The sequence below is a fragment of the Ensifer sesbaniae genome (genome assembly GCF_013283665.1).
Taxonomy (GTDB): Bacteria; Pseudomonadota; Alphaproteobacteria; order Rhizobiales; family Rhizobiaceae; genus Ensifer; species Ensifer sesbaniae.
In genome coordinates, this window is record NZ_JABEKU010000001.1 from 41069 (window position 1) to 65178 (window position 24110).

At 61.0% G+C, this 24110-nt stretch carries 21 protein-coding genes; 9 read left to right on the top strand and 12 right to left on the bottom strand.

What is annotated here, in order from left to right; all coding sequences use genetic code 11:
* Window positions 1-147: 147 nt before the first annotated feature.
* Together BHMPCIPO_RS00195 and BHMPCIPO_RS33585 are read left to right on the top strand one after the other, a co-directional pair.
* Entirely contained in the window at window positions 148-846 is a 699-nt protein-coding gene (locus tag BHMPCIPO_RS00195) for a PPK2 family polyphosphate kinase (protein ID WP_312032927.1), read from the top strand.
* Window positions 746-1087, top strand: a complete 342-nt coding sequence (locus BHMPCIPO_RS33585) for a polyphosphate kinase 2 family protein (protein ID WP_312032928.1) — start codon at window positions 746-748, stop codon at window positions 1085-1087. The genes BHMPCIPO_RS00195 and BHMPCIPO_RS33585 overlap by 101 nt, the downstream gene beginning before the upstream one ends.
* Before the next feature lie 74 nt (window positions 1088-1161).
* Here BHMPCIPO_RS33585 and BHMPCIPO_RS00200 read toward each other — a convergent pair whose 3' ends face one another.
* The 7 genes from BHMPCIPO_RS00200 to BHMPCIPO_RS00230 form a co-directional block, all read right to left on the bottom strand.
* The gene (locus BHMPCIPO_RS00200) at window positions 1162-2289 is read right to left on the bottom strand and encodes an ABC transporter permease (RefSeq protein WP_173514909.1); all 1128 of its coding nucleotides are present in this window, start codon (window positions 2287-2289) and stop codon (window positions 1162-1164) included.
* The gene (rbbA, locus tag BHMPCIPO_RS00205) at window positions 2289-5081 is read right to left on the bottom strand and encodes a ribosome-associated ATPase/putative transporter RbbA (protein WP_173514910.1); all 2793 of its coding nucleotides are present in this window, start codon (window positions 5079-5081) and stop codon (window positions 2289-2291) included. Before rbbA ends, BHMPCIPO_RS00200 begins: the two co-directional genes overlap by 1 nt.
* Entirely contained in the window at window positions 5078-6175 is a 1098-nt protein-coding gene (locus BHMPCIPO_RS00210) for an HlyD family secretion protein (RefSeq protein WP_173514911.1), read from the bottom strand. Before BHMPCIPO_RS00210 ends, rbbA begins: the two co-directional genes overlap by 4 nt.
* Before the next feature lie 540 nt (window positions 6176-6715).
* A complete protein-coding gene (locus BHMPCIPO_RS00215) occupies window positions 6716-8011 on the bottom strand; it encodes an alpha/beta hydrolase (RefSeq protein WP_376741608.1) in 1296 nt (431 codons plus the stop codon).
* Window positions 7992-11042, bottom strand: coding sequence for an efflux RND transporter permease subunit (locus BHMPCIPO_RS00220; protein WP_173514913.1), 3051 nt, complete (start codon window positions 11040-11042; stop codon window positions 7992-7994). Before BHMPCIPO_RS00220 ends, BHMPCIPO_RS00215 begins: the two co-directional genes overlap by 20 nt.
* Window positions 11039-12136, bottom strand: a complete 1098-nt coding sequence (locus BHMPCIPO_RS00225; RefSeq protein WP_173518028.1) for an efflux RND transporter periplasmic adaptor subunit — start codon at window positions 12134-12136, stop codon at window positions 11039-11041. The genes BHMPCIPO_RS00220 and BHMPCIPO_RS00225 overlap by 4 nt, the downstream gene beginning before the upstream one ends.
* Window positions 12137-12138: 2 nt before the next feature.
* A complete protein-coding gene (locus tag BHMPCIPO_RS00230; protein WP_173514914.1) occupies window positions 12139-13206 on the bottom strand; it encodes an efflux RND transporter periplasmic adaptor subunit in 1068 nt (355 codons plus the stop codon).
* 185 nt (window positions 13207-13391) lie between these two features.
* Here BHMPCIPO_RS00230 and BHMPCIPO_RS00235 point away from each other — a divergent pair, with 185 nt between their 5' ends.
* Together BHMPCIPO_RS00235 and BHMPCIPO_RS00240 are read left to right on the top strand one after the other, a co-directional pair.
* Entirely contained in the window at window positions 13392-14108 is a 717-nt protein-coding gene (locus BHMPCIPO_RS00235) for a TetR/AcrR family transcriptional regulator (RefSeq protein WP_173514915.1), read from the top strand.
* Between the two features lie 100 nt (window positions 14109-14208).
* Entirely contained in the window at window positions 14209-15291 is a 1083-nt protein-coding gene (locus BHMPCIPO_RS00240; RefSeq protein WP_312032929.1) for an AI-2E family transporter, read from the top strand.
* Between the two features lie 313 nt (window positions 15292-15604).
* Here the strand turns inward: BHMPCIPO_RS00240 and ppk2 are convergent, their stop codons facing one another.
* The 3 genes from ppk2 to BHMPCIPO_RS00255 all read right to left on the bottom strand — a co-directional run bounded on the left by ppk2 (window position 15605) and on the right by BHMPCIPO_RS00255 (window position 19018).
* Entirely contained in the window at window positions 15605-16444 is an 840-nt protein-coding gene (ppk2, locus tag BHMPCIPO_RS00245) for a polyphosphate kinase 2 (protein ID WP_173514916.1), read from the bottom strand.
* Window positions 16445-16469: 25 nt separating this feature from the next.
* A complete protein-coding gene (locus tag BHMPCIPO_RS00250) occupies window positions 16470-18236 on the bottom strand; it encodes a SulP family inorganic anion transporter (RefSeq protein ID WP_173514917.1) in 1767 nt (588 codons plus the stop codon).
* 437 nt (window positions 18237-18673) lie between these two features.
* Window positions 18674-19018, bottom strand: coding sequence for a DUF4158 domain-containing protein (locus BHMPCIPO_RS00255; RefSeq protein WP_246304211.1), 345 nt, complete (start codon window positions 19016-19018; stop codon window positions 18674-18676).
* 595 nt (window positions 19019-19613) lie between these two features.
* Between BHMPCIPO_RS00255 and BHMPCIPO_RS00260 the strand changes: the two genes are divergently transcribed.
* Both BHMPCIPO_RS00260 and BHMPCIPO_RS00265 read left to right on the top strand, forming a co-directional pair.
* On the top strand, window positions 19614-20435 hold the full coding sequence (locus BHMPCIPO_RS00260; RefSeq protein ID WP_246304212.1) for a DUF2092 domain-containing protein: 822 nt from the start codon (window positions 19614-19616) through the stop codon (window positions 20433-20435).
* Window positions 20432-20689: a hypothetical protein gene (locus tag BHMPCIPO_RS00265; protein WP_312032930.1), complete on the top strand. Its 258-nt coding sequence runs from the start codon at window positions 20432-20434 to the stop codon at window positions 20687-20689. Before BHMPCIPO_RS00260 ends, BHMPCIPO_RS00265 begins: the two co-directional genes overlap by 4 nt.
* Before the next feature lie 292 nt (window positions 20690-20981).
* Here BHMPCIPO_RS00265 and BHMPCIPO_RS00270 read toward each other — a convergent pair whose 3' ends face one another.
* Window positions 20982-21206, bottom strand: coding sequence for a hypothetical protein (locus tag BHMPCIPO_RS00270; protein WP_173514918.1), 225 nt, complete (start codon window positions 21204-21206; stop codon window positions 20982-20984).
* A gap of 39 nt (window positions 21207-21245) precedes the next feature.
* Here BHMPCIPO_RS00270 and BHMPCIPO_RS00275 point away from each other — a divergent pair, with 39 nt between their 5' ends.
* The 3 genes from BHMPCIPO_RS00275 (at window position 21246) to BHMPCIPO_RS00285 (ending at window position 23894) form a co-directional block, all read left to right on the top strand.
* Window positions 21246-21914 carry a hypothetical protein gene (locus BHMPCIPO_RS00275; RefSeq protein ID WP_173514919.1) on the top strand — a complete coding sequence of 223 codons (669 nt, stop codon included), beginning with the start codon at window positions 21246-21248 and terminating at the stop codon, window positions 21912-21914.
* Between the two features lie 95 nt (window positions 21915-22009).
* Window positions 22010-22234, top strand: a complete 225-nt coding sequence (locus BHMPCIPO_RS33755; protein ID WP_376741609.1) for an ArdC-like ssDNA-binding domain-containing protein — start codon at window positions 22010-22012, stop codon at window positions 22232-22234.
* A 103-nt stretch (window positions 22235-22337) separates the two neighbouring features.
* A complete protein-coding gene (locus tag BHMPCIPO_RS00285) occupies window positions 22338-23894 on the top strand; it encodes a Fic family protein (RefSeq protein ID WP_173514920.1) in 1557 nt (518 codons plus the stop codon).
* Window positions 23895-23946: 52 nt separating this feature from the next.
* On the opposite strand, the gene BHMPCIPO_RS00290 is transcribed toward BHMPCIPO_RS00285, so the two are convergent.
* Complete coding sequence (locus tag BHMPCIPO_RS00290) at window positions 23947-24099, bottom strand: hypothetical protein (protein ID WP_173514872.1); 153 nt, start codon at window positions 24097-24099, stop codon at window positions 23947-23949.
* Window positions 24100-24110: the final 11 nt, after the last annotated feature.

Sequence of the window (24110 nt, forward strand, 5' to 3'; positions counted from 1 at the left end):
CATTCGGCCAGCTTCCCCCAAAAACGATCCACAATCGAGCCGGTGTGCCACTGCGCTGCGCGCCTCGAGCTGTTCACGCGGCTCAGGCAAAAACTGTATGCTCGGCTAAGCAAGGTTCGACATGATGCGTACGGGAAGGCACTGACGATGGGGCCTGGTGACATAGTCAAACGGTTTCGAGTGAAGGACGGGCACAAGTTCCCTCTTGCTGACTACGATCCGAACGACACGCTCGGCCTCGACATTGAAAAGGACTTAGCGCAGCAGCTGCTCGGCGCCGGCGTGAAGCGGCTACGCGGCTTTCAGGAGCGGCTCTATGCCGAGGCACGCTGGTCGCTGCTCATCATCCTGCAGGCCATGGACGCGGCAGGCAAGGACAGCGCTATCGAGCACGTCATGTCCGGCGTCAATCCGCAGGGTTGCCACGTGACCGCGTTCAAGACTCCAAGCCTCACCGAGCTCCGCCACGATTTCCTGTGGCGGACAACCTGCGCGTTGCCGGAGCGCGGCAGGATCGGTATCTTCAACCGTTCGTACTACGAGGAGGTCCTGGTCGCTCGGGTCCACCGCGAGCTGCTGGACAAACAGGGACTGCCGCCGGAGCTGGTCGATGACGATCTCTGGGAGGACCGCTTCAACAGCATCCGCCACTTCGAACGCCATCTGGCGCGCAACGGCACCGCCATCCTGAAATTCTTCCTCCACGTCTCTAGGGACGAGCAGCGCCGTCGCTTCCTGGAACCGCATGAAAGAGCCGGACAAGCGATGGAAGTGCGCAGTCGGCGACGTTGCGGAACGACAACATTGGACCGACTTTATGGACGCGTACGAGGATGCAATCCGTAGCACCGCGACCAAACATGCACCGTGGTATGTGGTGCTCGCCGACAACAAATGGTTCTCGCGCCTTGTCATCGCCGCGGCGATCGTCGACCGGCTGGAGGAGCTCGACCCGAAATTTCCCGATCTTGACCAGGACGCATTGAGAGCGCTGGAAAAGGCGCAAAAGCAGCTGGCGGACGAAAACAGCAACGGCAGACCCGGCAGAGGCAACCAAACGGAGGACAGGGGCAGCTCTCGTCCGTGAGCCACCGGTCGCTGCCTACGATAGACGTCGAAGTTCTGCGCTCTTGGCTCACTCGCCGGCTGGCTACTGGCTGGCTACTGGCTGGCGACGAGGGTCCGGCGGAAACGCAGGCCCGAGACGGCGAAGATCACACCGCTAATGACAACCAGCGCCACGAGTTGCGGCCACACAATCCTGATGTCGGCCCCACGATAGAGCACAGCCTGTGCGAAGCTGACGAAATGCGTCGTGGGAGCGATCTGCATGATGTTCTGCAGCCAGACCGGCATCGTCTCGAGTGGCGTGCTGGAACCCGAAAGCAGCTGCAGGATGACGAGGATCGGGATGCACAAGAGCCCGAACTGCGCCATTGACGTGGTGAAGGTGGCGATCAGGATGCCGAGGGCCGTCACCGAGAACTGGTACAGCAGTGCTCCGGCCAGGAACAGCCAGAGCGATCCCGCAATCGGGACCTGGAGCACCATTTGTACCATGACCTTCACCGACAATGCGGCTGCGACGATGATGATGAGGCTGTTCGCCCAAATCTTGGCGAGCATGACGTCGTTTGGCGTCACCGGCATGGCGAGCAGGTGCTCGATGGTGCCGTGTTCGCGTTCGCGGATCAAGGCGGCGCCCGTCAATATGACCGACAGCATTGTGATGTTGTTGATGATCTGCATCACCGACGTGAACCAGTGCGAATACAGGTTCGGGTTGAACATGACGCGGGTGACGAAATTGACCGGGAGGTCGGCCGATCCACGGGCACTGCTCAGGTGGGTCAGAACCTGCTGGCCTATGATCTGCTGCAGATCGCCTGAGCCGTTGCCGGCGATCGCGACCGCGGTTGCGTCGGCGTTGATCCCTATATTTGGCCTGCGATTCGAGACCAGGTCGGATTCGAATTTCGGCGGGATCTCAATGACGAAGATGAAACGGTTGGAATCCATAACCGGCCCGATTTCGTTGGCCGAGATTTCTTGCGGCTCCTTGAAGAATGGCGGCAGGATCGCTTCCTTGATGCGCCGCGAGATCTCCGAATGGTCCTCATCGACGATAGCGACGGAGACGTTATGCACCTCGAGCTTGGCGCCGGTCGCCACCGCATACACCGCATAGCTGAAGGTGTAGATGATCAGCACCAGCATGATTGGATCGGCCCGGATGCTGTACAGTTCCTTGACGCCAAGCGATAGGATGTTGATCAGCCGCGTGCGCATCACGACTCCTGTTTCCTGAGGATCAGGCTTGCCGCCGTGATGAAGAAGAGGACGAAACCTGCAAGCACCAGATGGTTGAGCCAAAGGTCCCCGAATCCGAGCCCCTTGCTGAATGTGCCCATGCTTATCTGCTGGAACCACGACGCCGGGAATGCGAGGCCGATGGCGCGTCCAGCACCGGACAAAGATGAGACGGGAACCAACAGCCCGGAGAACTGTGACGTCGGAATCAACGCTATGACCGAGGTGGCAAAGACTGCGGCGACCTGAGTGCGGGTGAGGGTCGACACCACCAGGCCAAACGCGGTGGAGGCCCCGAGATAGACGAAAGCGCCAACGATCAGGGCCAACCACGAGCCGGTGACGGGCACGGTGAACACGAACAGGGCCAGCGCAATCAGGGTCGCGAAACTGATGAGACCGATAACCAGATACGGCACCTGCTTTCCGAGGAGGAACTCCAGGCTGGTCAGCGGCGTGGAGCGAAAATTGGCGATCGATCCGGTTTCGACTTCGCGCACGACGCCGAGCGCGGTCATGATGGCTGGTATCAGGATCAGCATCATCATGATGACGCTGGGTACCATCGAGTACACGCTTTTCAGGGATTGATTATAGCGGAAGCGCGTTTCCAAATTGATGGGCAGGGCCGACGGCTCGGTGCTGGTGCTGGGCAAGGCAGAGGCGCTGCCCAAGTGACGCACGGCGAGCTTGGCCAGATAATCGAGTGTCAGTCCGCCCAGATAAGTGCGCGTGGTTTCGGCCCTGTTCGGCATGTCTCCGTTGATCCAGATCCCGATCTCCGGGCGGCGTTCCCTCAGAAGATCGCTGCCATAGAGAGGCGGGATTTCGATCGCAAATTTCAATTCGCCGCTACGCAGGCGGTTCTGTATCTGGTCGGGCGCGATGATATCGGGCTGCCGGCTCCAGAAGCGTGAGCCTTCGAAGCTTTCCAGAAACTCCCTGCTTTCGAGCGACCGGTTCTGGTCCAAGACTGCGAACCGTAAATGCTCGACGTCAAATGAGATGCCGTATCCGAACGCGAACATCAGGAGCACGGGGCTGAGTAGCGCGAAGGCGATGCGCACCGGATCGCGCATGATTTCGACGGCTTCCCGGCGCGCACAGGCCCATAACCGGGCAAGGCTGAAACCGGAGCCGCTAGTCGGGGCGGATGTGTAAGCGGCCATATTCCGTGCGACTTTAGCCTCGCCCGCTATCGGCGGCTTCTTGCTGGCGGCGGTCGCGTCCTCGAGGTAGGCGATAAATGCCTCTTCGAGCGTCTCGGAGTGGCGGACCTCAGTAAGCGCCCGCGGAGTGTCCGCCGCCAACACCTTGCCAGCATGCATCAGCGACACGCGATCGCAACGCTCCGCCTCGTTCATGAAATGTGTGGAAAGAAAGATCGTCACGCCGTCCTTGCGAGAGAGATCGATCAAATTCTCCCAGAACTGGTCACGAGCGACCGGATCGACACCGGATGTCGGTTCATCAAGGATAAGCACCTCGGGGCGGTGCTGCACAGCGACTGCGAGCTGCAGGCGCTGACGTATGCCGAGGGGAAGGCTCTCCGGTGAGGTGTCGGCCACCTCTCTGAGCCCGAACCGGTCGAGCATTTCTTCGACGCGCGGGCCCTGCTCGGCCGGGGGCAGGTCGAAGAGCTTCGCATGCAAGACAAGGTTCTGCCGAACCGTAAGCTCGGTGTAGAGCGAGAACGCCTGCGACATGTAGCCGACCCGCCGGCGCGTCTCAATGTCTTGCCCATCCACCGATCGACCGAGCAGGGATGCTGTGCCTTCGGATGCAGGCAGCAGACCGGTGAGCATCTTCATTGTCGTGGATTTGCCGCAGCCGTTGGAGCCGAGAAATCCGAAAATCTCGCCCTTTTCGATGCGGAAGCTCACGTGATCGACGGCTACGAACGGACCGAATTGCTTAGTCAGCCCTTCGGCCCCGATTGCCGGCGGCCCGGATTGCGGCGCGCGAGGCGGTATAGTGAGGCCCTTGTGCTCCCCCCGTTTTTCCCTGGGTAGAAGGGAAATAAACGCTTCCTCGAGGGTCTTGGCGCCGGTGCGTCCCTTGATTTCGGCAGGCGAGCCCGTTGCGATCACGTGGCCGGCATCCATGGCGGCCAGCCAGGCGAACTGGTCGGCTTCCTCCATGTAGGCTGTCGCCACTATGACACTCATCTGCGGCCGGCGCGCGCGGATGCGATCGATCAGCTCCCAGAACTGCCGGCGCGACAGCGGGTCGACTCCGGTCGTCGGTTCATCGAGTATCAGAAGGTCCGGATCGTGAATCAGCGCACCGCATAGCGACAGCTTCTGCTTCATGCCGCCAGAAAGCTTGCCGGCCGGCCTATCCGGAAATGGGTCGAGACCGGTACTACGCAAGAGATCGTCGATGCGCGCCTTCCGCTCGGCGGCCGACTGGCCAAACAACCTGCCTACGAAATCGAGGTTCTCGAACACGCTGAGCGTCGGGTAGAGATTTCGGCCCAGCCCTTGCGGCATATAGGCCACGCGCGCATAGCTGCGCCGACGGTGCGCTCCGTCACACATATCCCCGCCAAGCGCCGACACCGATCCTGTCTGGATCTTCCGCACGCCCGAGACCAGGCCCAGTAAAGTAGACTTGCCAACGCCGTCAGGGCCGATGAGCCCTGCCATGCAGCCGCCCGGGATTTCCACCGTCACATTGTCGAGGGCGACGGTCTTGCCGTAACGGTGCGAGACACTCGCGAGCGATGCGGCAAGCTCAGTGCCTGAGCGTTGGTCCTTCGCCCCGTTCATTGCGGCGGAAGCCTGACAGCGAGCTTGGCGGGCCAGACGGCCGCCGGATCGACCCGAACATAGCCCATGCCGCGCAGGCCCGCTTTGACCTGCTCTTCAAGCCCTTTGAGCAAATCGGATGGCGCGTGGAGCTTCACCCGGAAATAGAGCTGTTCGCGCTCCGACTGGGTCTCCACCGTCTTCGGAGTGAACTGCGATTCGGGCGCAACGAACGAGACGGCGGCCGGAAAGACGAATTCCGGAACGGCATCGACCACTACACGCGCCTCGTCGCCAATCGCGAGCCGGCCAGCGACACTAGCCGGGAGAAAGATCGTCATATAGACGTCCGATAGGTTGAGCACAGTGGCAATGCGTCCGCCTGCGTTCAATACTGCTCCCGGCTCGATGAGCCTGTACTGCACTCTGCCCCGTACGGGCGAGATGATCGTCGCGTCTGCGAGGTTCGTCCCCAGTCGGTCGACCTGCGCATCGTCCGCCGCGACCGCGGCACGGGCCTCATCAACCTGCGCGCTTGCCGCCCTGAGCGCCGCGGTCGCACTGTCTGCCTCCTGCCTCCGCTGGTCGACCTTTTCGACCGTTCCATAGCCTCTATCCAGCAACTGTATGGCGCGTTCGAGTTCCTGATTGGCAAAGGTCAGTTCGGCCTCACGGCTCTTGACAAGGGCTTGTGCCGCCGCGAGCGATTGCCGCGCACGTTGTGCCTCGGCTTTCGCCTGACGCAGTCCAGCTTCGAGCTCGGCCTGATCGATCCTGGCGACAATGCTCCCTGCCTCTACGATGTCCCCCTCGTGGGGCATGATCTCGATCACCCGACCGGCGATCTTGGTCGCGATGTCGACCTGAGTTGCCTCGACGCGACCGTTGGTGCTGACGATGCCCTCCGGCAAGGCGCTGGCAGTCTGCTGTTTCCAGTAGAGGTAACCGCCGCCGGCGGCGAGGCCGAGCCCGACCACCACGACCGCGATGGTCAGATACCGCTTGAGCTTGAATTTCTTCTCAGGTTTGACGGGAGGTGGCGCCGGCGCTTTCGATGATGTGTCCGGAGCCGCGGACTGCTGCGCGTTCGCGGCCGGCAGATGAATGATCGCCATGACATGCTTCCTCTCACAACGACTTGGTTGAAGCATAGGACCACAGGGCGATTGGACATTGACCTGCGTCAAAGCGCTACCGCTTTAGGCGCGAGATCGGGCGATTATCGTTCCGTCCACCCTCGTCGCGCTTGTCGAGCAGACTTCGTGGCTTTTCAGCGCGGCAGGATCGACGCGATGGCCGTGCCGGCATTGTGCGTGCCGTTTTGCGCGCTATGGGGTGTGCGCCGGTTGACGCAGCCGCGTGGACCGACGAGGCGGGACGCAACACATTGCGCAACAGACATCCGTGTGCGGCGGCTCATTTTCGTAAGAAGCGAGAGTTCCCACGGAGACCTGCGCCGGCGCGGCCCGCGCGCCACCCCCTGGCGCATGCTCACGACCATGCGAAGTGCTGCCGGGAGTGTCAGGCGCTTTGGATGCAGGGGACAGCCAGCACGGGCACGTACCCTGCGGGTCATGGCGTTGCCTCGTGAAGCAAAAGGCCCCCGCGACAGCGAGGGCCAACCACATTGACCGCCTGCCTAGCCAGTCCTGACTTTAGTACGCGATCTGTCCGTCCACCATCTGGCCGGTTGACGGGGTCAGCTCGCGCTTCAAGACTTCGCGAGCCTCGCCGCTGATGACAGCGACTGGAGCGGCCACGGCCACGCGCGCTGCCGACCCGGCGAAATTGGCGGCAGCGACCCCCACACGATCCGCCAACGTTGCCTCTCCACCCACCAGCGTCTGACCGGCCAGCCGACGCCCGAGCATGCGTACGATCTCAGGGCTGTCGGCGAAGGTATTGTGGCCGAGCGGATCTTTGGTCGCGACGGCACTGGTGTCGATGACCGAGACCCCCAGTTCTTCAAGAATGGAGGCATAGGGCCTAAGATCGGATCCACCGACACGGTCCACCCCGCCCGAGAGCCAGCGAGAGGCCTCGAGTGCCTTGTCGCGTGTCGATGTCAAGATAGCAAAGTGCGGTCGCTTTGGCCCCATCTCAACGAACTGACGACGAAATACGTCGATGTCGATGTCCGGCGATGCCAGAATGACATTCCTGACCTTCGCCGGGATTGATTTTTCGCGCATTGCGACGCCCCGCAGCGCCTCTGCTGCGAGCCAACCTCCCATGGAATGAGCGAGAATCGTCACGTCTTGAACATCGGGACTTTTTGCGACCTGAAGGATCAGATCCTCCAAGGCGCGACGCGAATAGTTGGCGCTCTCTTTGTCATAAAGATAGTCGAACGCGCGCCCTCGCGACGGCCAAGTGAACAGGATTGGCGCCGCGTCCGTTCCCGAGTCGCGAACGATTTGCGCCAGGCGGAAGACGGCATCGGCATAGGTGTTGTTGAAGCCGTGTACAAAGATGAGCACCTGACGCTTGGAGTTTCGATTCTTTCGAAACCACTCGAGCGCCTGACGTTCGGAGTCGGCCTTGGTAACCTCGAGTACCGCGAATTCTTTTTCCGGATTCGGCGGCACGCGCGAAGGCCACTGCACCTCGCCGATCTTGCGGTTCCGATCCGGAGGAATGGAGACGGCGACGCTGTTGAGCGAGATCGCCGTTCCACGCTCGCCTGTATAGAGTTTGCCGGGGCTCTCCGAAGGCTTGCGTGTTGTAGCAACCAGCATGTTCACCCTGCTGGCGTCGCGGGCGGCCACTTCGGGAGGCTGAAGGACATTCTCTACCCGCGTCGCGCAGCCGGGTGCGAGAAGGCACAGCACCAGCAGGGAAGCAAGCGCCCTTCGCGAGAACACATGGGCAGTCCGTTGCTGTCCCCGGGCGTCGTTTCGCCCGGGGAAAGAGAAGCTGGAAATTGTCATATCAGTGTTGCTCGACTTCACGCGGGATCCGGAACCAGGCGACATAGAGTGCCGGCAGGAAGAGAAGTGTCAACGCCGTTCCCACGACAATGCCCCCCATCATCGCGTAGGCCATGGGGCCCCAGAAGATTTCGTGCGAGATGGGGATCAATGCCAATGTGGCCGCAGCGGCCGTGAGCATGATCGGCCGCATGCGATGTTCGGTGGCCTCGACGACCGCCTTCCATGGGGACTTTCCAGCAGCCCGCAATTCCTCAATTTCCACGATAAGGATCACCGAGTTGCGGATGAGGATACCGACGAGGGCGAGCACGCCCAAGAGCGCAACGAAGCCAAGCGGGGCGTTGCTTATCAGCAGCGCCACGACGACGCCGATGAGTGCCAGCGGAGCGACCGAGAAGACCAGGAACAGGCGGTGGAAGCTCTGAAGCTGGATCATCAGCAGCGTTGCCATGATGAGAAGCATAGCGGGGGCTACGCTTGCAATCGGACCCTGGGACTTGGCGCTCTCCTCGACCGCTCCTCCAACCTGGATGGTGTATCCGACCGGCAGCGTCTTTTCGAAGGCCGCAACCTTGTCGGCGAGTGCCTTCGCAATTGTCGCCGGCTGAGTCGCGTCGGCAATTCCGGCTTTGATCGTAATGGTTGGGACGCGATTGCGACGCCAGATCGTCGGTTGTTCGAGCTCATAGCGGAAGGTTGCGACCGATGACAGCGGGACGGACTGGCCGCTGTTGCTCTGCAGTTGCAGGTCGAGCAGAGTGTCGATCGAACGGCGCTCCATTTCCGAGGCGCGGCCGACGACATCGATCAGATAGATGTCGTCCCTTACCTGCGTGACAGCGTTGCCTTGCACGACGGTGTTGAGTGCCATCGCGATGTCCTGGGACGAAACGCCGAGCTGTCGCGCCTTGTCCTGCAGGACGTCGACCTTGACGACGCGGGCCGGTTCATTCCAGTCGAAGGCGAGGTTCTTCAACGAGGGATAGGTGCTGATGACGGCCCCCAATTTCTGTGCCAGTTCGCGCACCGTCTGGAGATCCTCGCCCGATACGCGGTACTGAACCGGCTTACCGACCGGCGGCCCGATTTCCAGAAGCTTCACATAGGCATCAGTTCCGGGGAACGTTTTCTGAAGGTAAGTCTCCACCTCGTGCTTCAGCCCGTCGCGATCCTCGAGGCCCTTGGTAACGACAACAGTCTGGCCGAATGAAGCGTCAGCCGGCTGCACGTCGAAGGAAAGGATGAACCGCGGTGCGCCCCGTCCGACGTAGGTCGACCAGTGCTCGACCGCTGGGTTGCCGACGAGCATCTCACGCTCGAACTGCCCCATCTGGCGGCTCGTCTCGGCGATCGAGCTGTTCTGCGGCAAGTTCCAGTCGATGATGAGTTCCGGCCGGTCGGAACTCGGGAAGAACTGCTGTTGGACCATCGTCAGGCCGGCGACCGATCCCGCGAACAGCAGGACCGTCGCAATGATCGTCATCCAGCGCCAGCGCAGGCAGAACTGAAGCAGCCCCGAAAATGCCTTCGCGAACCAGCCTTTGTGTTCGGCATGCTTCTTCATCGTCTTCGGCAGGATGGTTACGCCGATGAGCGGGGTGAACAATACAGCAACGATCCAGGACACGATGAGCGATACGGCGATGACGACGAAGAGGGTGAAGGTGAACTCGCCGGCGCTGCTTTTGTTGAAGGCGACCGGGATGAAGCCCGCGACGGTCACGAGCGTGCCAGTCAGCATCGGAAAGGCCGTGGACGTGTAGACATAAGTGGCGGCCTTCCTGAGACTGTCACCCATCTCCAGCCGCGCCACCATCATCTCGACGGCGATCATGGCGTCATCAACGAGCAAGCCGAGCGCGATGATGAGGGCCCCGAGCGAGATGCGTTGCAGCGAAATGCCCGAATACAGCATAACCAAAAAAGTGATGGCCAGGACCAGCGGGATCGCGATCGAGACCACCAGGCCAGCCCTGACCCCGAGACTGATGAAACTGATCGCGAGCACGATGGCGACGGCCTCGAACAGGGCCTTGGTGAATCCCCCCACGGCCTCGTGAACGACTTCCGGCTGGTCGGAGACCTGTTCCACCGAGACTCCGACCGGAAGATCCCGAATGATTCTCACCATGGTTTTTTCAAGTGCTTCGCCGAAGGCAAGCACGTTGCCGCCCGTCTTCATGCCGATCGCCAGCCCAATTGCAGGCTTGCCGTTGAAGCGGAAGAGCGAGTGTGGCGGGTCGACATAGCCGCGCGTGATGTTGGCGACGTCGGTCAGCGGGAAGAAGCGGTCGTTCACCCTGAGATTAATTCCCCGCAATGTGTCTTCGGAGATGAAGCGTCCGCCGACGCGCAGGGCGATGCGTTCCGGTCCCGTCTGGACGAAACCGGATTGGGTGACGGCGTTCTGTGCCTGCAACGTGGAAATGATGTCGGCGCGATCGATGCCAAGGGCGGCGATCTTGCGGGTCGAGAATTCGAGATAGATGACCTCGTCCTGCGCGCCGACGATGTCAACCTTGCCTACATCCGGAATCCTGAGGATCTGCGTTCGTGTGTCCTCCGCGAAATCGCGAAGTTCCCTGAAGCTGAGCCCGTCGGCTGTAAAGGCATAAATGTTGCCATAGACGTCACCGAACTGATCGTCAAAGAACGGCCCGATAACGCCCTGCGGAAACTCGTGCGTAATATCGTCGATGAGGTTGCGCACCCGTGCCCAGGTGGGCTTAACATCCCGCGCATTCGTCTCCGGAAGAAGATCGACGAAGACGATCGTCTGGCCGGCAGTGGTGATGCTGCGGGTATGTTCGAGATTGTTGAGTTCCTGCAGTTTCTTTTCGATACGGTCGGTCACCTGCTGCGTCACTTCCTGGGCAGAGGCGCCAGGCCATTGGGCCTGGATGACCATCGTCTTGATGGTGAAGGATGGGTCTTCTTCGCGGCCGAGAGCCATATAGGCATAGGCACCCGCCACGACGAAGATGATCATGAAGTACCAGACGAGAGAACGATGCTCGAGCGCCCAGTCTGAGAGATTGAATTTTGTCACGGGTGGCGCTCCTGTACGCGTTTTACCTTCTGTCCTTCGGCGAGTTCATTGACGCCAGCGACCACGACCTCTTCTCCTTCCTGCAACCCCGACAGAACCTGCACCCAACGGGAGCCAGTCGCCTGATTGTCAAGTTGGACCGGTCTTGGCGAGACGGTGCCGGTTGTTTGATCCACGACCCAGACATAGAGGTTGCCATCCCTGTCACTGATGGCGGAGCCGGGCAGGGCGACTGCGCGCTTTTGCCCTGCGACAAGGGGTGTCGCAGTCACCACTGCACCCAGACGGAAAACCTCCGGCGCCTGGTCTATGGCGACCTTCAGTCTGTGGGTGCGGGTAGTGGGATCAGCCTGTGGCGCGATTTCGCGAACGACGCCAACAGCCTGCGCAGTACCGTCGAGTTGAAGGGCAATGCTGAATTTATCGTTTAGGCGCGCGGATCGAAATTGCGCTTCGGGAACATCGAGGACCACGTCACGCTGTTCGAGACGCGCCAGTTTCAAGACCGGTTGACCGGTCGAGACTGTCTGGCCCGTTTCTGCGTATGTGGCCGTGACGACACCGTCGAATTCCGCCCTCAGTGTCGCGTAGCCAAGCTGCTCCTGCGCCTTGGCGAGGCTGGCCGTCTCTCTTGCGACGTTGGCCTCAGCCGACTTCAATTGTTGTTCGGCAAGTTCGTGATCGGCAACGCTTGAGGCGCTCTTGTGGGCGAGCGTTCGTTTACGCCCTTCGGTCAACACGGCATTTGCCAAGTGCGCCTGGGCATCGCGCAAGTTTGCGTCTGCGCTCCTGACTGCGAGCTGGAGACTGAGCGGATCGATCTCCGCTACGACATCACCTTTCCGCACGAGATCGCCAACGTCGACCTTACGGGATACGATTCGTCCAAGCGTTCGGAACGCCAGGTCGGTCTCGATGCGGGCCCGCACGACGCCAGGCAAGCGCTCGACAGCTTCCCGCTCTCCTCGGGCAATTACGGACTTGACGGGACGGGTGCTGGTCTCTTCCCCTGAGGTCGAGCTCTGCTCGCAGCCAACAATGAGCGAGATCGACAGAAAAAGTGGAAAAGTGGTGTATATGCGACTGGGGATCATCGTCACTTGCCTTCCCAAGCTACTGCCTGGCCTTCCTTGAGGAACTTTCCGCCCTCCGTGACGATCAGGTCGTCCGGGGCGATGCCGCCGGTCACGACGAAGTCGCTTTTGCGGTAACGAGTGACCGCAACTTTGCGAAGGGTAACGGAGAGGTTCTTGTTGTTGATCAGCCACACGGCGGGTTCTCCCTTGGCGGAAGCAATCGCCGTGTAGGGCAGCACGATTCCGTCGCGCGGTGCAGAGCGGAGTATGCCGACCACCGGTGTACCAAGAGGCCAGTAAGAGTTCCCCTCGAGCCCCACCTTGATCCGGATTGTGCCGCCCTTGGTGTCTATCACCGGAGAGACTTCCCGGATGTTCGCGTGCACTTCGAGTGCCCGGTCCCCAACTGGTGCCACCGCGACATCCGACAACGGCGGGCCGTCCAGAAAGAAAGCCTCGAAGACATCGAACACCACATCTCTCGGGCCGTCATGAGCGAGCGTGAAGACCGACTGCGCCGCCGAGACAACCTGCCCCATTTCCAAGCCGCGGGCGGTGATGATCCCGTCGGCTTCAGCCTTCAATTCCGTATAGGACAGCGCATCCTCGGCGCTGGCCAGCGCGGCTGCGGCAGCTTCCAAGGAGGCTTGAGCACTCGTCAGGTCTTTTCGAGCCTCATCAAAGGTCTCCTGCGAAATGACCTGGGATTGCACGAGGGCCTTTGATCGCTCGAATGCCAGCGCCCTCTGTTTGACTACCGCCCGAGCCGATTCCAATGCAGCTCTTGCGACGCTGACATCTGCCTGCTGTTCGGTATCGTTGAGGCGCGCCAGGATCTCGCCGGCGCGAACGTGTGCACCCACGTCAACCAGCCTCTCGATCACTCTGCCACTGACGCGAAATGAGAGTTCGGTCTGGATCCGCGCCTTCACCTCACCGGTAATTTCCGCGCTCGGTTGATATTGAACCGAGGTGGCCGCGATGACCCGAACCTGTTGCGGCGGCGGCGACGCGGCTTCAGTTTTGTCGTCGCAGGCGGCGAGATAGGCGCAGGCGAGACCAATTCCCAGAATTCGAAGGGGCTTCATTTTTTCTCCGTTGCCATTTGCAACCATCAGAGAGCCGGCGGTTCGCCTTCGGATTTCAAATCTGATGGCTCTAAGGGCTATGGCCAGATGTTGACAGCGTCCACTTAAGGGCTAAAGTGGACGACGTCAACATCACTCCGGCAGAAATGTTGACGAGCGCAACATAAGGGCCTAGACGGACGAGTATGACCAAAGCCACCATCACCGCAGATCCGCGCCCCTACCACCATGGTGACCTGCACAGGACGATCGTAGGTGCGGCACTCGATGTCCTCAGCGAATCCCAAAGCACAGAGTTCTCGCTTCGGGAGCTCGCTCGACGAGCGGGCGTCAGTCACAACGCCCCTTACAAACACTTCGCTGACAAGCGTGATTTGTTGGCGGCCGTCTCGGCCGTTGGGTTCGAGCTCCTGGCAAAGCAGATGACCGATGCGACGAAGGAACACGACAGTCCGCGCGAGCGGCTGGCAGCCATGGCGCGCGCTTATGTGCGCGGCGGCGTCAACAATCCTGCGCTCTACAGATTGATGTTCGGCGGTTATCTTACCGGTCAGGATGATGAACGCCCTGCGATCGAAAGAACTGCGGCTGAGAACATGAAAGCGCTTCTGGTGGACGCGATAAGTGATGGCGCTCTCGGGCGCCTCATTCCAACCGCCGCGGCAAACACGCGTGAGATTGACGGTGCCATTCTAATTTTTTGGTCGCAAATGCATGGTCTCACATTGCTGCTGGTAGACCGCCTCGTCGGCCCCCGCGAGAAGATGGATGAACTGAGCGAGAGCGTCTTGCAAGGCATGCTCAATGGACTGGCAAACAGTATCCCCGCGATACCGTCAGGCGTATGGATAGGCCCTCCGCCGGGCGAGTCGAATGTCCCGGACCTCGCGTTGAAGGGGTGAAATCGGGAGAGTCCCGACATGGTGCTGCGGCGGAAATGCCACAGGTGCCTGCGATTTCGATTTGCGTGGGGGCTTGTCAGGCGCAACCGGGGAGCCAAGAGTGCGGCAACATAGAGACAACACTTTCATCTGGCTGACCGCAGCGGTATCTTTGGCCTTCGTGTGGATGCTATGGCCCTTGTCCGGCGCGATCCTCTGGGCGGCCGTGCTCGCCGTGCTGTTTGCCCCGGTCAATGACGCGATCCTCAAGAGCATCGCGGGCCGACGCAACCTCGCAGCTCTGTTCACATTGGCCATCGTTCTCGTGATGGTCATCCTGCCCTTTGTGCTGATTGCGAGCTTTGTCCTTCGCGAGGCGGCCACAGTTTACAATAGTATAGCGACGGGCCAATTTGCCCCCGGCATCGAGGTTCAGACGCTTCGCGAGATGCTGCCCGACTGGCTCAAGGCGCTGGTCGACAGCGTTGGGCTGCCAGATGCCGGTGCGCTTCGGGGGCGGCTGTTGAATGCGCTTGCGGAAAGTGGCCAGTTCCTGGCTGGCCAAGCGATCAACATCGGGCAGTCGACCTTCCACCTGGTGCTAAGCGCATTCGTAATGCTCTACCTGCTGTTCTTCTTGCTGCGCGACGGGCGCGAGCTGGCGCGACTGATCGGTGATGCTCTGCCGCTCAGCGGTAGCCTACGCCAGGCCCTGTTCGGGCGGTTCGTGCTCACCGTCAATGCAATCGTGAAGGGCGGCATCGTGGTGGCGCTCGCGCAGGGAACACTCGGTGGGCTGATCTTCTGGGTGCTAGATATCCGTGCTCCCGCGCTTTGGGGCGCCGTCATGGCTATCTTTGCGCTTCTTCCAATGGTGGGCACGGGTCTTATTTGGGGACCAACCGCCATCTATCTACTGGCGTCAGGAGACATCTGGGACGGCACAGTTCTGCTTGCTTTCGGAGTCCTTGTGATTGGGCTTGTGGACAACCTCTTGCGACCAATCCTTATCGGTAAGGAGACCAAGATCCCGGACTATCTGATCCTTGTTTCGACCTTGGGTGGCATCGCCACCTTCGGGCCCAACGGCTTCGTCGTCGGTCCGATGATCGCAGCTTTGTTCTTGGCGGCGTGGTCAGTGTTCCCGGCCATGATGAGCGAACGAAAAAACCAGGGTGTCGACAAGGATGGAAGTCAAGCCTGACGTGCTCTTTTCTATACTTAGCTGGAGACGATGCCGGCGAGTGGTGGAAACTGGCAAGGATCGGTCTCTCGGGACGACCGCCGAGAACGCTTGAGCTGACCGCCGATATCGCCCAGCCGCTTAAGTCGCTCGTGCACGTCAGATAGTCCGGGCTGCTTCACGCAGGCGGAGCGAATCCCGGAGCCGAATAGGCAGAAAAGACCACCTTTTTGCCACCTTTAGTGACGGACAAAGCGAGATGCCAAGCGGACAAAGCTGTTGCTCACCGGGGGTGTTGGCGACAGCAACCGCACGAATCGAACTGTACGTCCATTCAGAACACGCGCGGCACGAAGTTTCGGGCGATGCTGTCTGCGACGTAGTCGTCAGGACGCTTCTGCCGTTTCCCGAGCTTCGGCTCATCGAACTCCACCCGCTCGTAGGGGATGGACTTCAGAAGGTGGGTGATGCAGTTGATGCGCGCCGATTTCTTGTCGTTCGAGTCCACGATCCACCAGGGCGCGTGTGGCGAGTCGGTCGCGCGGATCATCTCGTCGTAGGCCTTGGTGTAGTCCCACCAGCGACGATAGCTCTCGAGGTCCATCGCGCTCAACTTCCACTGACGGACCGGGTCGTCGATGCGCTGGCGGAAACGCCGCTCCTGTTCATTCTCGCTGACGTCGAGGAAGTATTTCAGGAGGATGACGCCGCTCTCGATGATCAGCCCCTCGAGATGCGGAACCACCTGCATGAAACGCTTGACCTGGTCCTCAGTGGTGAAGCCCATCACCCGCTCCACACCGGTGCGGTTATACCAGGAGCGGTCGAAAATCACCACCTCGCCGGCCGCTGGCAGTTGCGCCATGTACCGCTGGAAGTACATCTGGCTCTTCTCGCGGTCACTCGGTGCGGGTAGCGCCACGACCCGAAACACCCGCGGGCTGACTCGCTCGACGAACCGCCTAATGACCCCGCCCTTGCCTGCAGCGTCGCGGCCTTCGAATATGATGACGATCCGCGCGCCCGACGCCTGCACCCAGGATTGGAGGTACGCGATCTCGACCTGCAAGCGGGCGATCTCCTTCTCGTAGGCCCTCTTGCGCTCCTTTTTCGCCTCGGCGGAGCCGGCCGCCACGTCGCCCGGGTGGTTGTCGTTCTTGTGCTTTTTGGCCATGGCTTCCTCCTAACTCGAGAGTTGCTTAATTTGGCGAGGCAATGTGTGTGAGGGACGAGCGTGCTCTAAAGGCGCGCAGAGCGTCGTCGAGATCGTCGAACACCATCGTGGTGCCAATTTGGTCTATCACGCCGGCGCGTTGCAGCAGTTCGAGAGCTTCGCTGTGGACCTCGGCAAAACCGAGAGCGAGGCCGCGCGCGGCGAACTCGTTGGCAAGCCCCGCGAGCATCGCGGCGGCAGTGCAGTCGATCTGGGCGACCGCGCTTGCGTCCAGCACAAACCACTCGGTACCCGGCGGGAGTTCGGACGCGATGGTGCGCAGCCGCGCCCTGACATAATCGGTGTCGAAGAACAGCAGGTTGCCCTGAACGATGCAGAGTGCGAGGCCGGGCTCGGGTCGGGCCTCTGGCGAGCGGTGCAGTTTATAGAAGCCGTCGCGACCCGAAACGCGCCCGAGCATCGCGTCGCGGGGATGCGCCGCCTTGTAGAGGAGGTAGACAAGGGTCGCCCCGACCGCGATGACGATCCCCTGCAACACGCCGAGGCTGAGCGGCCCTATCAGTGCAATGATCGCGAACAGGAACTCGATACGGCTGATGCGCCTGATTTCGCCCAGAGCCTCGACGTCGATCAAACTTAGCGCCGCCGCTACTAGGATGGCGCCGAGCGCTGGGATCGGAAGGATCCGCAGAGCTGGCCCGAGAAAGAGAAGCGTTGCGATGAGGGTGACGGCAGCGACGATAGAGGCGACCTGGGTGCGGCCACCTACGCTCATGTTCACTGCGGTACGCGAGTCGGACGCGGTGACCGGAAAGGCGCCGAAGAACCCGGCCGCGACATTGGCAGTGCCGAAGCCGGTCAACTCGAGGTTGGGGTCAACCTCATAGCTGCCGCGAGTAGCGAAACTGCGGGCCGTTACGATGCCCGAGCCAAAGCTGACGAGGAAGATCGAGGCGGCACCTAGCAGAATGGTGTCGACGGGCATGCCGGAATGGGCCGGCAGGGCAAACTGCGGCAGGCCGCTCGGAATGTCGCCGACCACGGCGATCCCGAGCGCCTCGAAGTCCAAGAGCGCGGATAGCACGACCGCGAGCACCACGATGATCACCGGCCCGGGGAGCGGCAGTTTGCAGATCCGGACCGCCTGGAGGACGAGGAACATCGCCGCCCCGAGCGCGAGTGAGGGCCAGTGGATGAAATTGGCCTTGTCGACGATCTCGAGTATCGGCCCCATCAGCCCCGCGGATTCGATCTTCACGCCGGTGAGCCGCCCGATCTGGCCGATCATGATAGAGAGCGAAATACCGGCGAGAAAGCCGGTCAGGATCGGCCGAGACAGGAGGGTCGCGAGTACCCCCAGCCGTAGCGCGCGGGCGATGAGGCAGAACACTCCCACGGCGAGCGCCAGCAGCGCGGCTACTGCGACGCGGTCGGCCGTCACCCCTGGCGCCTCGTAGATTGTCGCCAGCACCGCCGCCAGCACCGTCATCGTCGCCGCATCCGGTCCTACGATCAACTGTCGCGACGGGCCAAAGACCGCATAGGCCACAAGCGGCGCTATGCTAGCGTAAAGACCCGTCTCGGGCGGCAGGCCGGCGATCGCGGGGTAGGCGATGGCGCTCGGCAACCCAACTGCGGCAATCGCCAGCCCCGCGGAGATGTCGCTCCCGAGCCAGTCTGGCTGGTAGCCTCGAAAACTCGCGAGAACCGGGAAGCGCCGTGAGTCGGTCCCCACCGGTCCGTGCCCGCCGAAGACCGCCTGAATCCGCAGTAGGAACGCCTGAAGTATCATCGCATGCCGAAGCCCAGTTTCATCGACGGCGTTGAGCGCAAACCAGCAGGCCCCTGGGCTGCCACGCGCCCTAAACAAGCCTTAGTCTCTCGAGCGTGCCTCGGCCTTGATCTGCGTCAAGGCAGTTTGAATAGCCCTCCGAGCGCAAGCCTCTGATACCGAGAGATGTTGACAAAAAAAATGCTGGCGACCCCTGTGGTGGGATGCGTGATCGATCGACTAACTCATGCTGAACCTGCCTGAATGTGCATGGCTTTCAGTCTGATTGCGAATCTCGGTACGTTTCGGTGTCACCGGTTCCGAATGTCGCGCGAAAGCTCAAGTCTCGGTGTAATCAGGCCCACGCAACCAAATTCTTCCAAATCCATCGAGGGGCTCCTCGCAGCCCATTTTGCATTCAAAATGTCCTTGCACACAACTAGCACAAAGCTGGACCCTCAATTGACGCATCCTTGTGAGCGTGATTCCCTGTTCCCATATCGAAGACAGAAACGTATCCCTCTCCGGCGTGAACCGCCTTGCGACGTTCCGCGTCTCGTCCGCGGCCGCTCGAAAAACTTGTGAATCTCACGATGATCGACACCGATCTGCCGCGCCAGATATTTCAGGACACCATGCGGGAGGATCCCGCTATCTGCGAGCGGTCGGTCGGGGTAGCGAAGCATCGCCAGAACGCAGGCGAGCCCCAGGCGATTGTGTGGCCGGTTCTGCCGCATGACCAGGTCGAGACCTGACCGGTCGAGCGCATAATGCTTGGCGATCTCCCTTTCGTCGTCCGGCATGGCTGTCGCCTGATCCCACCATGCTTCGCCGGCTCATGTAGAAGCTGGAGTCCGGCGATGTTCTGATCGTTACCAAGCTCGACCGGCACGATGACCATGAACGTACTCTTCTCGTTCTGACCTCAACATGGCGAAACACGCAAAGTTATTCGGCGTCTATGCGGCCATGAAAATATAGGCGGGAAGTCCTGTCGAATTGATCCACGTCAATGTCGATGATATCGGCGAGCAGCTAGATTAGAAAAGTCGGAAATACCGGTTGGCATTCTAATTTTTCGCGATACCTTTGGTTGAAGAGTGGTTCGGATTCGCGACGCAACTCGCGTCTGGCGCGGAGCCGAAATTGGGGTTGTCAAGAAGCGACTCCACGGCATTTCCTTTGGAGGGGAAGGAGAATGTGGTCTTGCCGTGGCATTACTGAAAGCCCTTTTGTCAATCGAACTGGCGAGAGCGCACAATATCGGCGCTGCTGCTCCAGACTCCCTGAACATATTGCTCGCGTCGACCACGCTACCCGATCGAGCATGTTCGATCCGTTTCTAAGGCGAAGACGGCATCGATGGTTGGTTTTTTGCCCGGACGAAGGAGAAGACTGATGGATATCCGACTACCATATCTGGGATCAGAGCTCTTGGGCCTGCGGGCGTGTCGCAGGGCAATCATCGCCTTGGGCCTGTCAAGCGCAGTGATCGCGCCCTCGTTTGCGAACGGCAGCGAAGTCGATCCCAAAGCCGTTCTCAAGTCGATGTCGGACTATCTGGCAAGGCAATCGACGATCTCGGCGAGGTTCAACTCGAGCATCGAGGTGATCACGCCAGAGCTTGAGAAGATCCAGTTCGACAGTTCGACGACCTTGCAGGTGAAGCGTCCCGACAAACTGAGAGTGGAGCGTCTTGGCGGTTATGCGGCCGTGGAGATGATCTTCGACGGGACCACGCTGACGATCCATGACATCGACAAGAAGGAATATGCGCAGGCGAGCGCCGGCGGGACGATTGATGCCCTGGTCGATCGGATGCGCCATGAGTTCGGTATCGGCGCGCCGGGTGCTGATCTGCTCTTAAGCGATGTCTATACCGCCTTGAGCGAAGACGTGCTGGCCGCAAAATACATCGGCCAGGGCGTCATCGATGGGGTCGAGTGCGAACACCTCGCCTTCAGGAACGCGGAAACCGACTGGCAGCTCTGGGTCAGGACAGGGCCTGAACCGATCCCCTGCAAAATGGTGATCACCAGCAAGTCGGTGACCGGCGCGCCGCAATACACGGTCGAGATCCGGGATTGGAAGCCGGGCGAGGCAATCGAGGCCGCGGCGTTTGAATTCAAGGCGGATGGCGCGGGCAAGAAGGTGGAGATCAAGGACCTTTCGGCTCTGGACGAGGTGCCGCCTGCCGCGACAGAAGGAGCGCAACAATGAACATCACGAAAACGATGATCGCTGGCATGGTTGGCCTCAGCGCTCTGTTCGTGGCCGACAACGCCTCAATGTCGAACCCCGAGACCTGGATCGGCAAGGCCGAGGCGCGCGTCGGCCGGCCGGCAACTCCGATGAGCTACGCAGGCGTGGCAAGGCGAACGACACGCCGAACCGTTGCCGTGGGCGCGGCGGCGACGACCGGCTGCCGGACCGTCTACGATGCCTACGGCCGCGCGGTGACGACCTGCTATTGAGCCGCCTGATGCTGCTGCATTGACAGGGTGCATGGCCTCGGCCCTGCCGCGCTCACTTACGCGTTCTTGATGTCCTGTACGGGGGCATGCCATGGACGACGATGACGATGCAAAACCCTCTAGATAGATCATAATCGAGCGACGCTCGCCGGGCGCCGCGAGTTCTTCAAGACCATAGGCAACGCGGCGGCTGCCACCCTGGCGGCGGCGGCGGTGCCAGGCACGGCTTCAGCACAGGACGCCCAGGGCCCAGAGGCTCGCAACCCCTACGGTGGCGGCCCCGGCACGGGTCTTACTTATCCGCCTTACTACCAGCCGACGCCGAGCCTGAAGAACAACAACACCTATTTTCCTGGAACGGAGGAACTCGCCGCGGCAGCACGCCGATTCCACAGGTGCCGTTCCAGACGGTCAACGACATCTTCTGACCCACCTGCACATCGATCACTACGCCGACCTGCCCTATCTCTTCGGCTTCGCGCCGTGGATGGGCCGATGGAAGCTGTTGCGTGTGCATGGTCCCTCCGGCCGCACGCCGAAGGATGGAACCAGAGCCATGATCGACGGCATGAAGATCATGACCCACTGGCATACGGACAGTTTCAACAGCTTTCCGATCGGCGATGGCTATGAGGTCGAGGACACGAAGGATGGAGCCTCTGCCCACCGGCTGGACTGGAACGGGCTTTCCTTCGTCTGGACCGGTGACGGCAAGCCCGATGCGCTGACGGCGATGCTCGCGAAGGGCGTCGATGTGTTCGTCACCGAGACGCGGCTGACCACGCTGAAATACGGCATGCCGCCGATCATGACCAACATGACGATCGATTCGGCGCACACGCCCCACTACGCGACGGGCTATCTGTTCAAACAGGTCAATCCGCGCGCGGCGATGGCAACCCACGTCGCCTTTGACGAGGGCGAGGTTTCCGAGATTGTTGCGGGATTTCGCGTGCACTGGCCGGGACTCTTCCAGTTTGGCGCGCCCGACGACGTCGTCGTCAACGTGACGATGGATGCGATCTGGACGCGGAAGGCGGCGTTGCCGGATTCGGCCTCGCCCGTCAGGCCCAGCCCAAGCGAGGCGATCGCACTGTTCGATTTGTCCCTTAAAAACACAGAGGTGAAGTTCCCCAGTCCGCGCCACAGTGTCGAGGCCGTTCAGGAACAGTTCGTCCGCGATCAGGAGTTCGACCTGCACCTCTACTATCCGAAGGATGTCTAGCGCGAACCGGTGAGGAACTTTCCCTACGATTTTGAGATCGATGTGAAGGACATGGTCAAGCGCAGCCCTGGAATTCAAGCCACGCCGCAGGCCCGGTGTCGCGCCCGCTCCGCTTTAACGGCGAGACCTATTCCGGGATCAATGTCTTGACCCTTTGGGCATCCGCGATGGAGCGCAGCTTGCCAACAACAGCCAAAGCCCAGATTAACGTTCCCAATCTTGCGAGGCGGTTCGTCGAACATCTGATCGAAATAGGCGTGGCAAATTGCCAGTCTTGTGTATGGCGTCCCGGAACGTTCGCGGCATATTTTGTAAAATAAGCTAAAATCCATTCGACAGAATAGGCTAAGAACTGTATAGCTTAATAAGCTAAGGAGCGTCTTGCACGAAAAGCTAACTTCTATAGGAGAGGACGGCCCGCTCATGGCAAGCCCGCAGCAAAAACTTGCGGAATCGCTGGAGGCGCTCAAGGCGCTTCAGGATCGCGGCGCGGTCGCAATCCGCGCCGCCGACCTCACCCGCACACACCGCGAACGCCTGCTCAAGAACGGCTTTCTGCAAGAGGTCATGAAAGGCTGGTACATTCCGGGCAGGCCCGACGAGGCAGGGGAGACGACCGCCTGGTACGCTTCGTTCTGGGATTTTTGCGCGGCTTATCTGCGCGAGCGTTTTGGCAGCGAGTGGAGCCTCTCGCCCGAGCAATCGCTCTCCTTTCATGCCGGCAACCGCGCCGTGCCGGCGCAGCTTCTCGTGCGCTCGCCAAAGGCGAGGAACCGGGCGACCTCGCTCGCGCATAACAATTCAGTTTTCGATGTCAGGGCGAGCCTGCCGGAAGGCGGCGCGCGCGAAGAGCGCGACGGGCTGATCCTGTTCTCGCTGCCGGCCGCCCTTGTTGCTTGCTCGCCAACGGTATTCAGGCAAAACCCGATCGATGCGCGAACCGCGCTTGCGATGGTCACCGATGCCTCCGGCGTGCTGGAGATATTGCTGCGCGGGGACCACAGCGTGATCGCCGGACGGCTCGCGGGCGCGTTTCGCAATGTGGGGCGCGAGCGCATTGCCGATGATATTCTCAGGACGATGAAGGCGGCCGGTTACACGGTCAGGGAGCGGGACCCCTTCGATGAGCGCATCGATCTTGCGCTGCCCCGCCGGGAAACTTCTCCCTATGCCGGCCGCATCCGGCTGATGTGGGGCCTGATGCGCGGAGCGGTAATCGAGGAGTTTCCGCGCGCGCCAGGCCGCCCCAATGACATCGATCGCTATCTCGCGCGCGTCGATGAGACATATACCACCGATGCCTACCACTCCCTCTCGATAGAGGGCTACCGGGTCAGCGTCGATCTGATCGAGCGTGTGCGCGGCGGGGCCTGGAACCCCGATGGCGATGCCGGCGACCGCGAACTCAGCAACGCCCTGGCGGCGCGCGGCTACTGGCAGGCCTTTCAGGCGGTCAAGCAAAGCGTTCGCGCCGTCCTCGTAAATGAGAACCCCGGCGCGGTCGCCGACCGCGACCATGGCGAATGGTACAGGCAGATGTTTGCGCCAAGCGTGAGCGCGGGCCTCATTCCAGCTGCGAGCCTTGCCGGATACCGCGACGGCCAGGTCTATATCCGCAACTCGATGCATGTGCCGCTCGCGCCCCATGCGGTGCGCGATGCCATGCCGGTGTTCTTCGAGATGCTGGAGCAGGAGGAGGATGCTGCAGTCCGCGTGGCGCTGGGACATTTCATCTTCGTTTATATCCACCCTTACATGGACGGGAACGGCCGCATGGGGCGCTTCCTGATGAATGTCATGCTGGCGGCGAGCGGGTATCCGTGGACAGTGATCCCGGTGCAGCGGCGAGATGCCTATACGGCGGCGCTGGAACAGGCGAGCGTGCAGCAGAATATCGCTCCGGTTGCGCGTTTTCTCGGGGGACTGGTTCGGGATTCGATGGAGGGCAGGAACGTGGCGAGGGCGCCGGAAGGGCGCTAAGGCGCTTCGCGATTGCGCTCGCTGCCCACGAACAACAAGCCGGGGATGATGATCATTCCCGGTGATCTCCCGAGGCGATATCGTCGGCGGATTCTAACTCGATATATTCAGTGCCGACCCGCTCAAGCCTTGCCTCGTCGCCGTCGAGATTCCAGCGTCGGTCGGCGTAAAACTCCATGGCCTTGCGCGTTTCGACAACCAGCACATCTGCCACTC

Bases quoted from the DNA above. Each gene is read 5' to 3' on its own strand.
- BHMPCIPO_RS00195 (WP_312032927.1), top strand. From the start codon at position 148: ATGGGGCCTGGTGACATAGTCAAACGGTTTCGAGTGAAGGACGGGCAC.
- BHMPCIPO_RS33585 (WP_312032928.1), top strand. From the start codon at position 746: ATGAAAGAGCCGGACAAGCGATGGAAGTGCGCAGTCGGCGACGTTGCG.
- BHMPCIPO_RS00200 (WP_173514909.1), bottom strand. From the start codon at position 2,289: ATGCGCACGCGGCTGATCAACATCCTATCGCTTGGCGTCAAGGAACTG.
- rbbA (WP_173514910.1), bottom strand. From the start codon at position 5,081: ATGAACGGGGCGAAGGACCAACGCTCAGGCACTGAGCTTGCCGCATCG.
- BHMPCIPO_RS00210 (WP_173514911.1), bottom strand. From the start codon at position 6,175: ATGGCGATCATTCATCTGCCGGCCGCGAACGCGCAGCAGTCCGCGGCT.
- BHMPCIPO_RS00225 (WP_173518028.1), bottom strand. From the start codon at position 12,136: ATGATCCCCAGTCGCATATACACCACTTTTCCACTTTTTCTGTCGATC.
- BHMPCIPO_RS00230 (WP_173514914.1), bottom strand. From the start codon at position 13,206: ATGAAGCCCCTTCGAATTCTGGGAATTGGTCTCGCCTGCGCCTATCTC.
- BHMPCIPO_RS00235 (WP_173514915.1), top strand. From the start codon at position 13,392: ATGACCAAAGCCACCATCACCGCAGATCCGCGCCCCTACCACCATGGT.
- ppk2 (WP_173514916.1), bottom strand. From the start codon at position 16,444: ATGGCCAAAAAGCACAAGAACGACAACCACCCGGGCGACGTGGCGGCC.
- BHMPCIPO_RS00250 (WP_173514917.1), bottom strand. From the start codon at position 18,236: ATGATACTTCAGGCGTTCCTACTGCGGATTCAGGCGGTCTTCGGCGGG.
- BHMPCIPO_RS00255 (WP_246304211.1), bottom strand. From the start codon at position 19,018: ATGCCGGACGACGAAAGGGAGATCGCCAAGCATTATGCGCTCGACCGG.
- BHMPCIPO_RS00260 (WP_246304212.1), top strand. From the start codon at position 19,614: ATGGATATCCGACTACCATATCTGGGATCAGAGCTCTTGGGCCTGCGG.
- BHMPCIPO_RS00265 (WP_312032930.1), top strand. From the start codon at position 20,432: ATGAACATCACGAAAACGATGATCGCTGGCATGGTTGGCCTCAGCGCT.
- BHMPCIPO_RS00270 (WP_173514918.1), bottom strand. From the start codon at position 21,206: ATGCACACGCAACAGCTTCCATCGGCCCATCCACGGCGCGAAGCCGAA.
- BHMPCIPO_RS00275 (WP_173514919.1), top strand. From the start codon at position 21,246: ATGATCGACGGCATGAAGATCATGACCCACTGGCATACGGACAGTTTC.
- BHMPCIPO_RS00285 (WP_173514920.1), top strand. From the start codon at position 22,338: ATGGCAAGCCCGCAGCAAAAACTTGCGGAATCGCTGGAGGCGCTCAAG.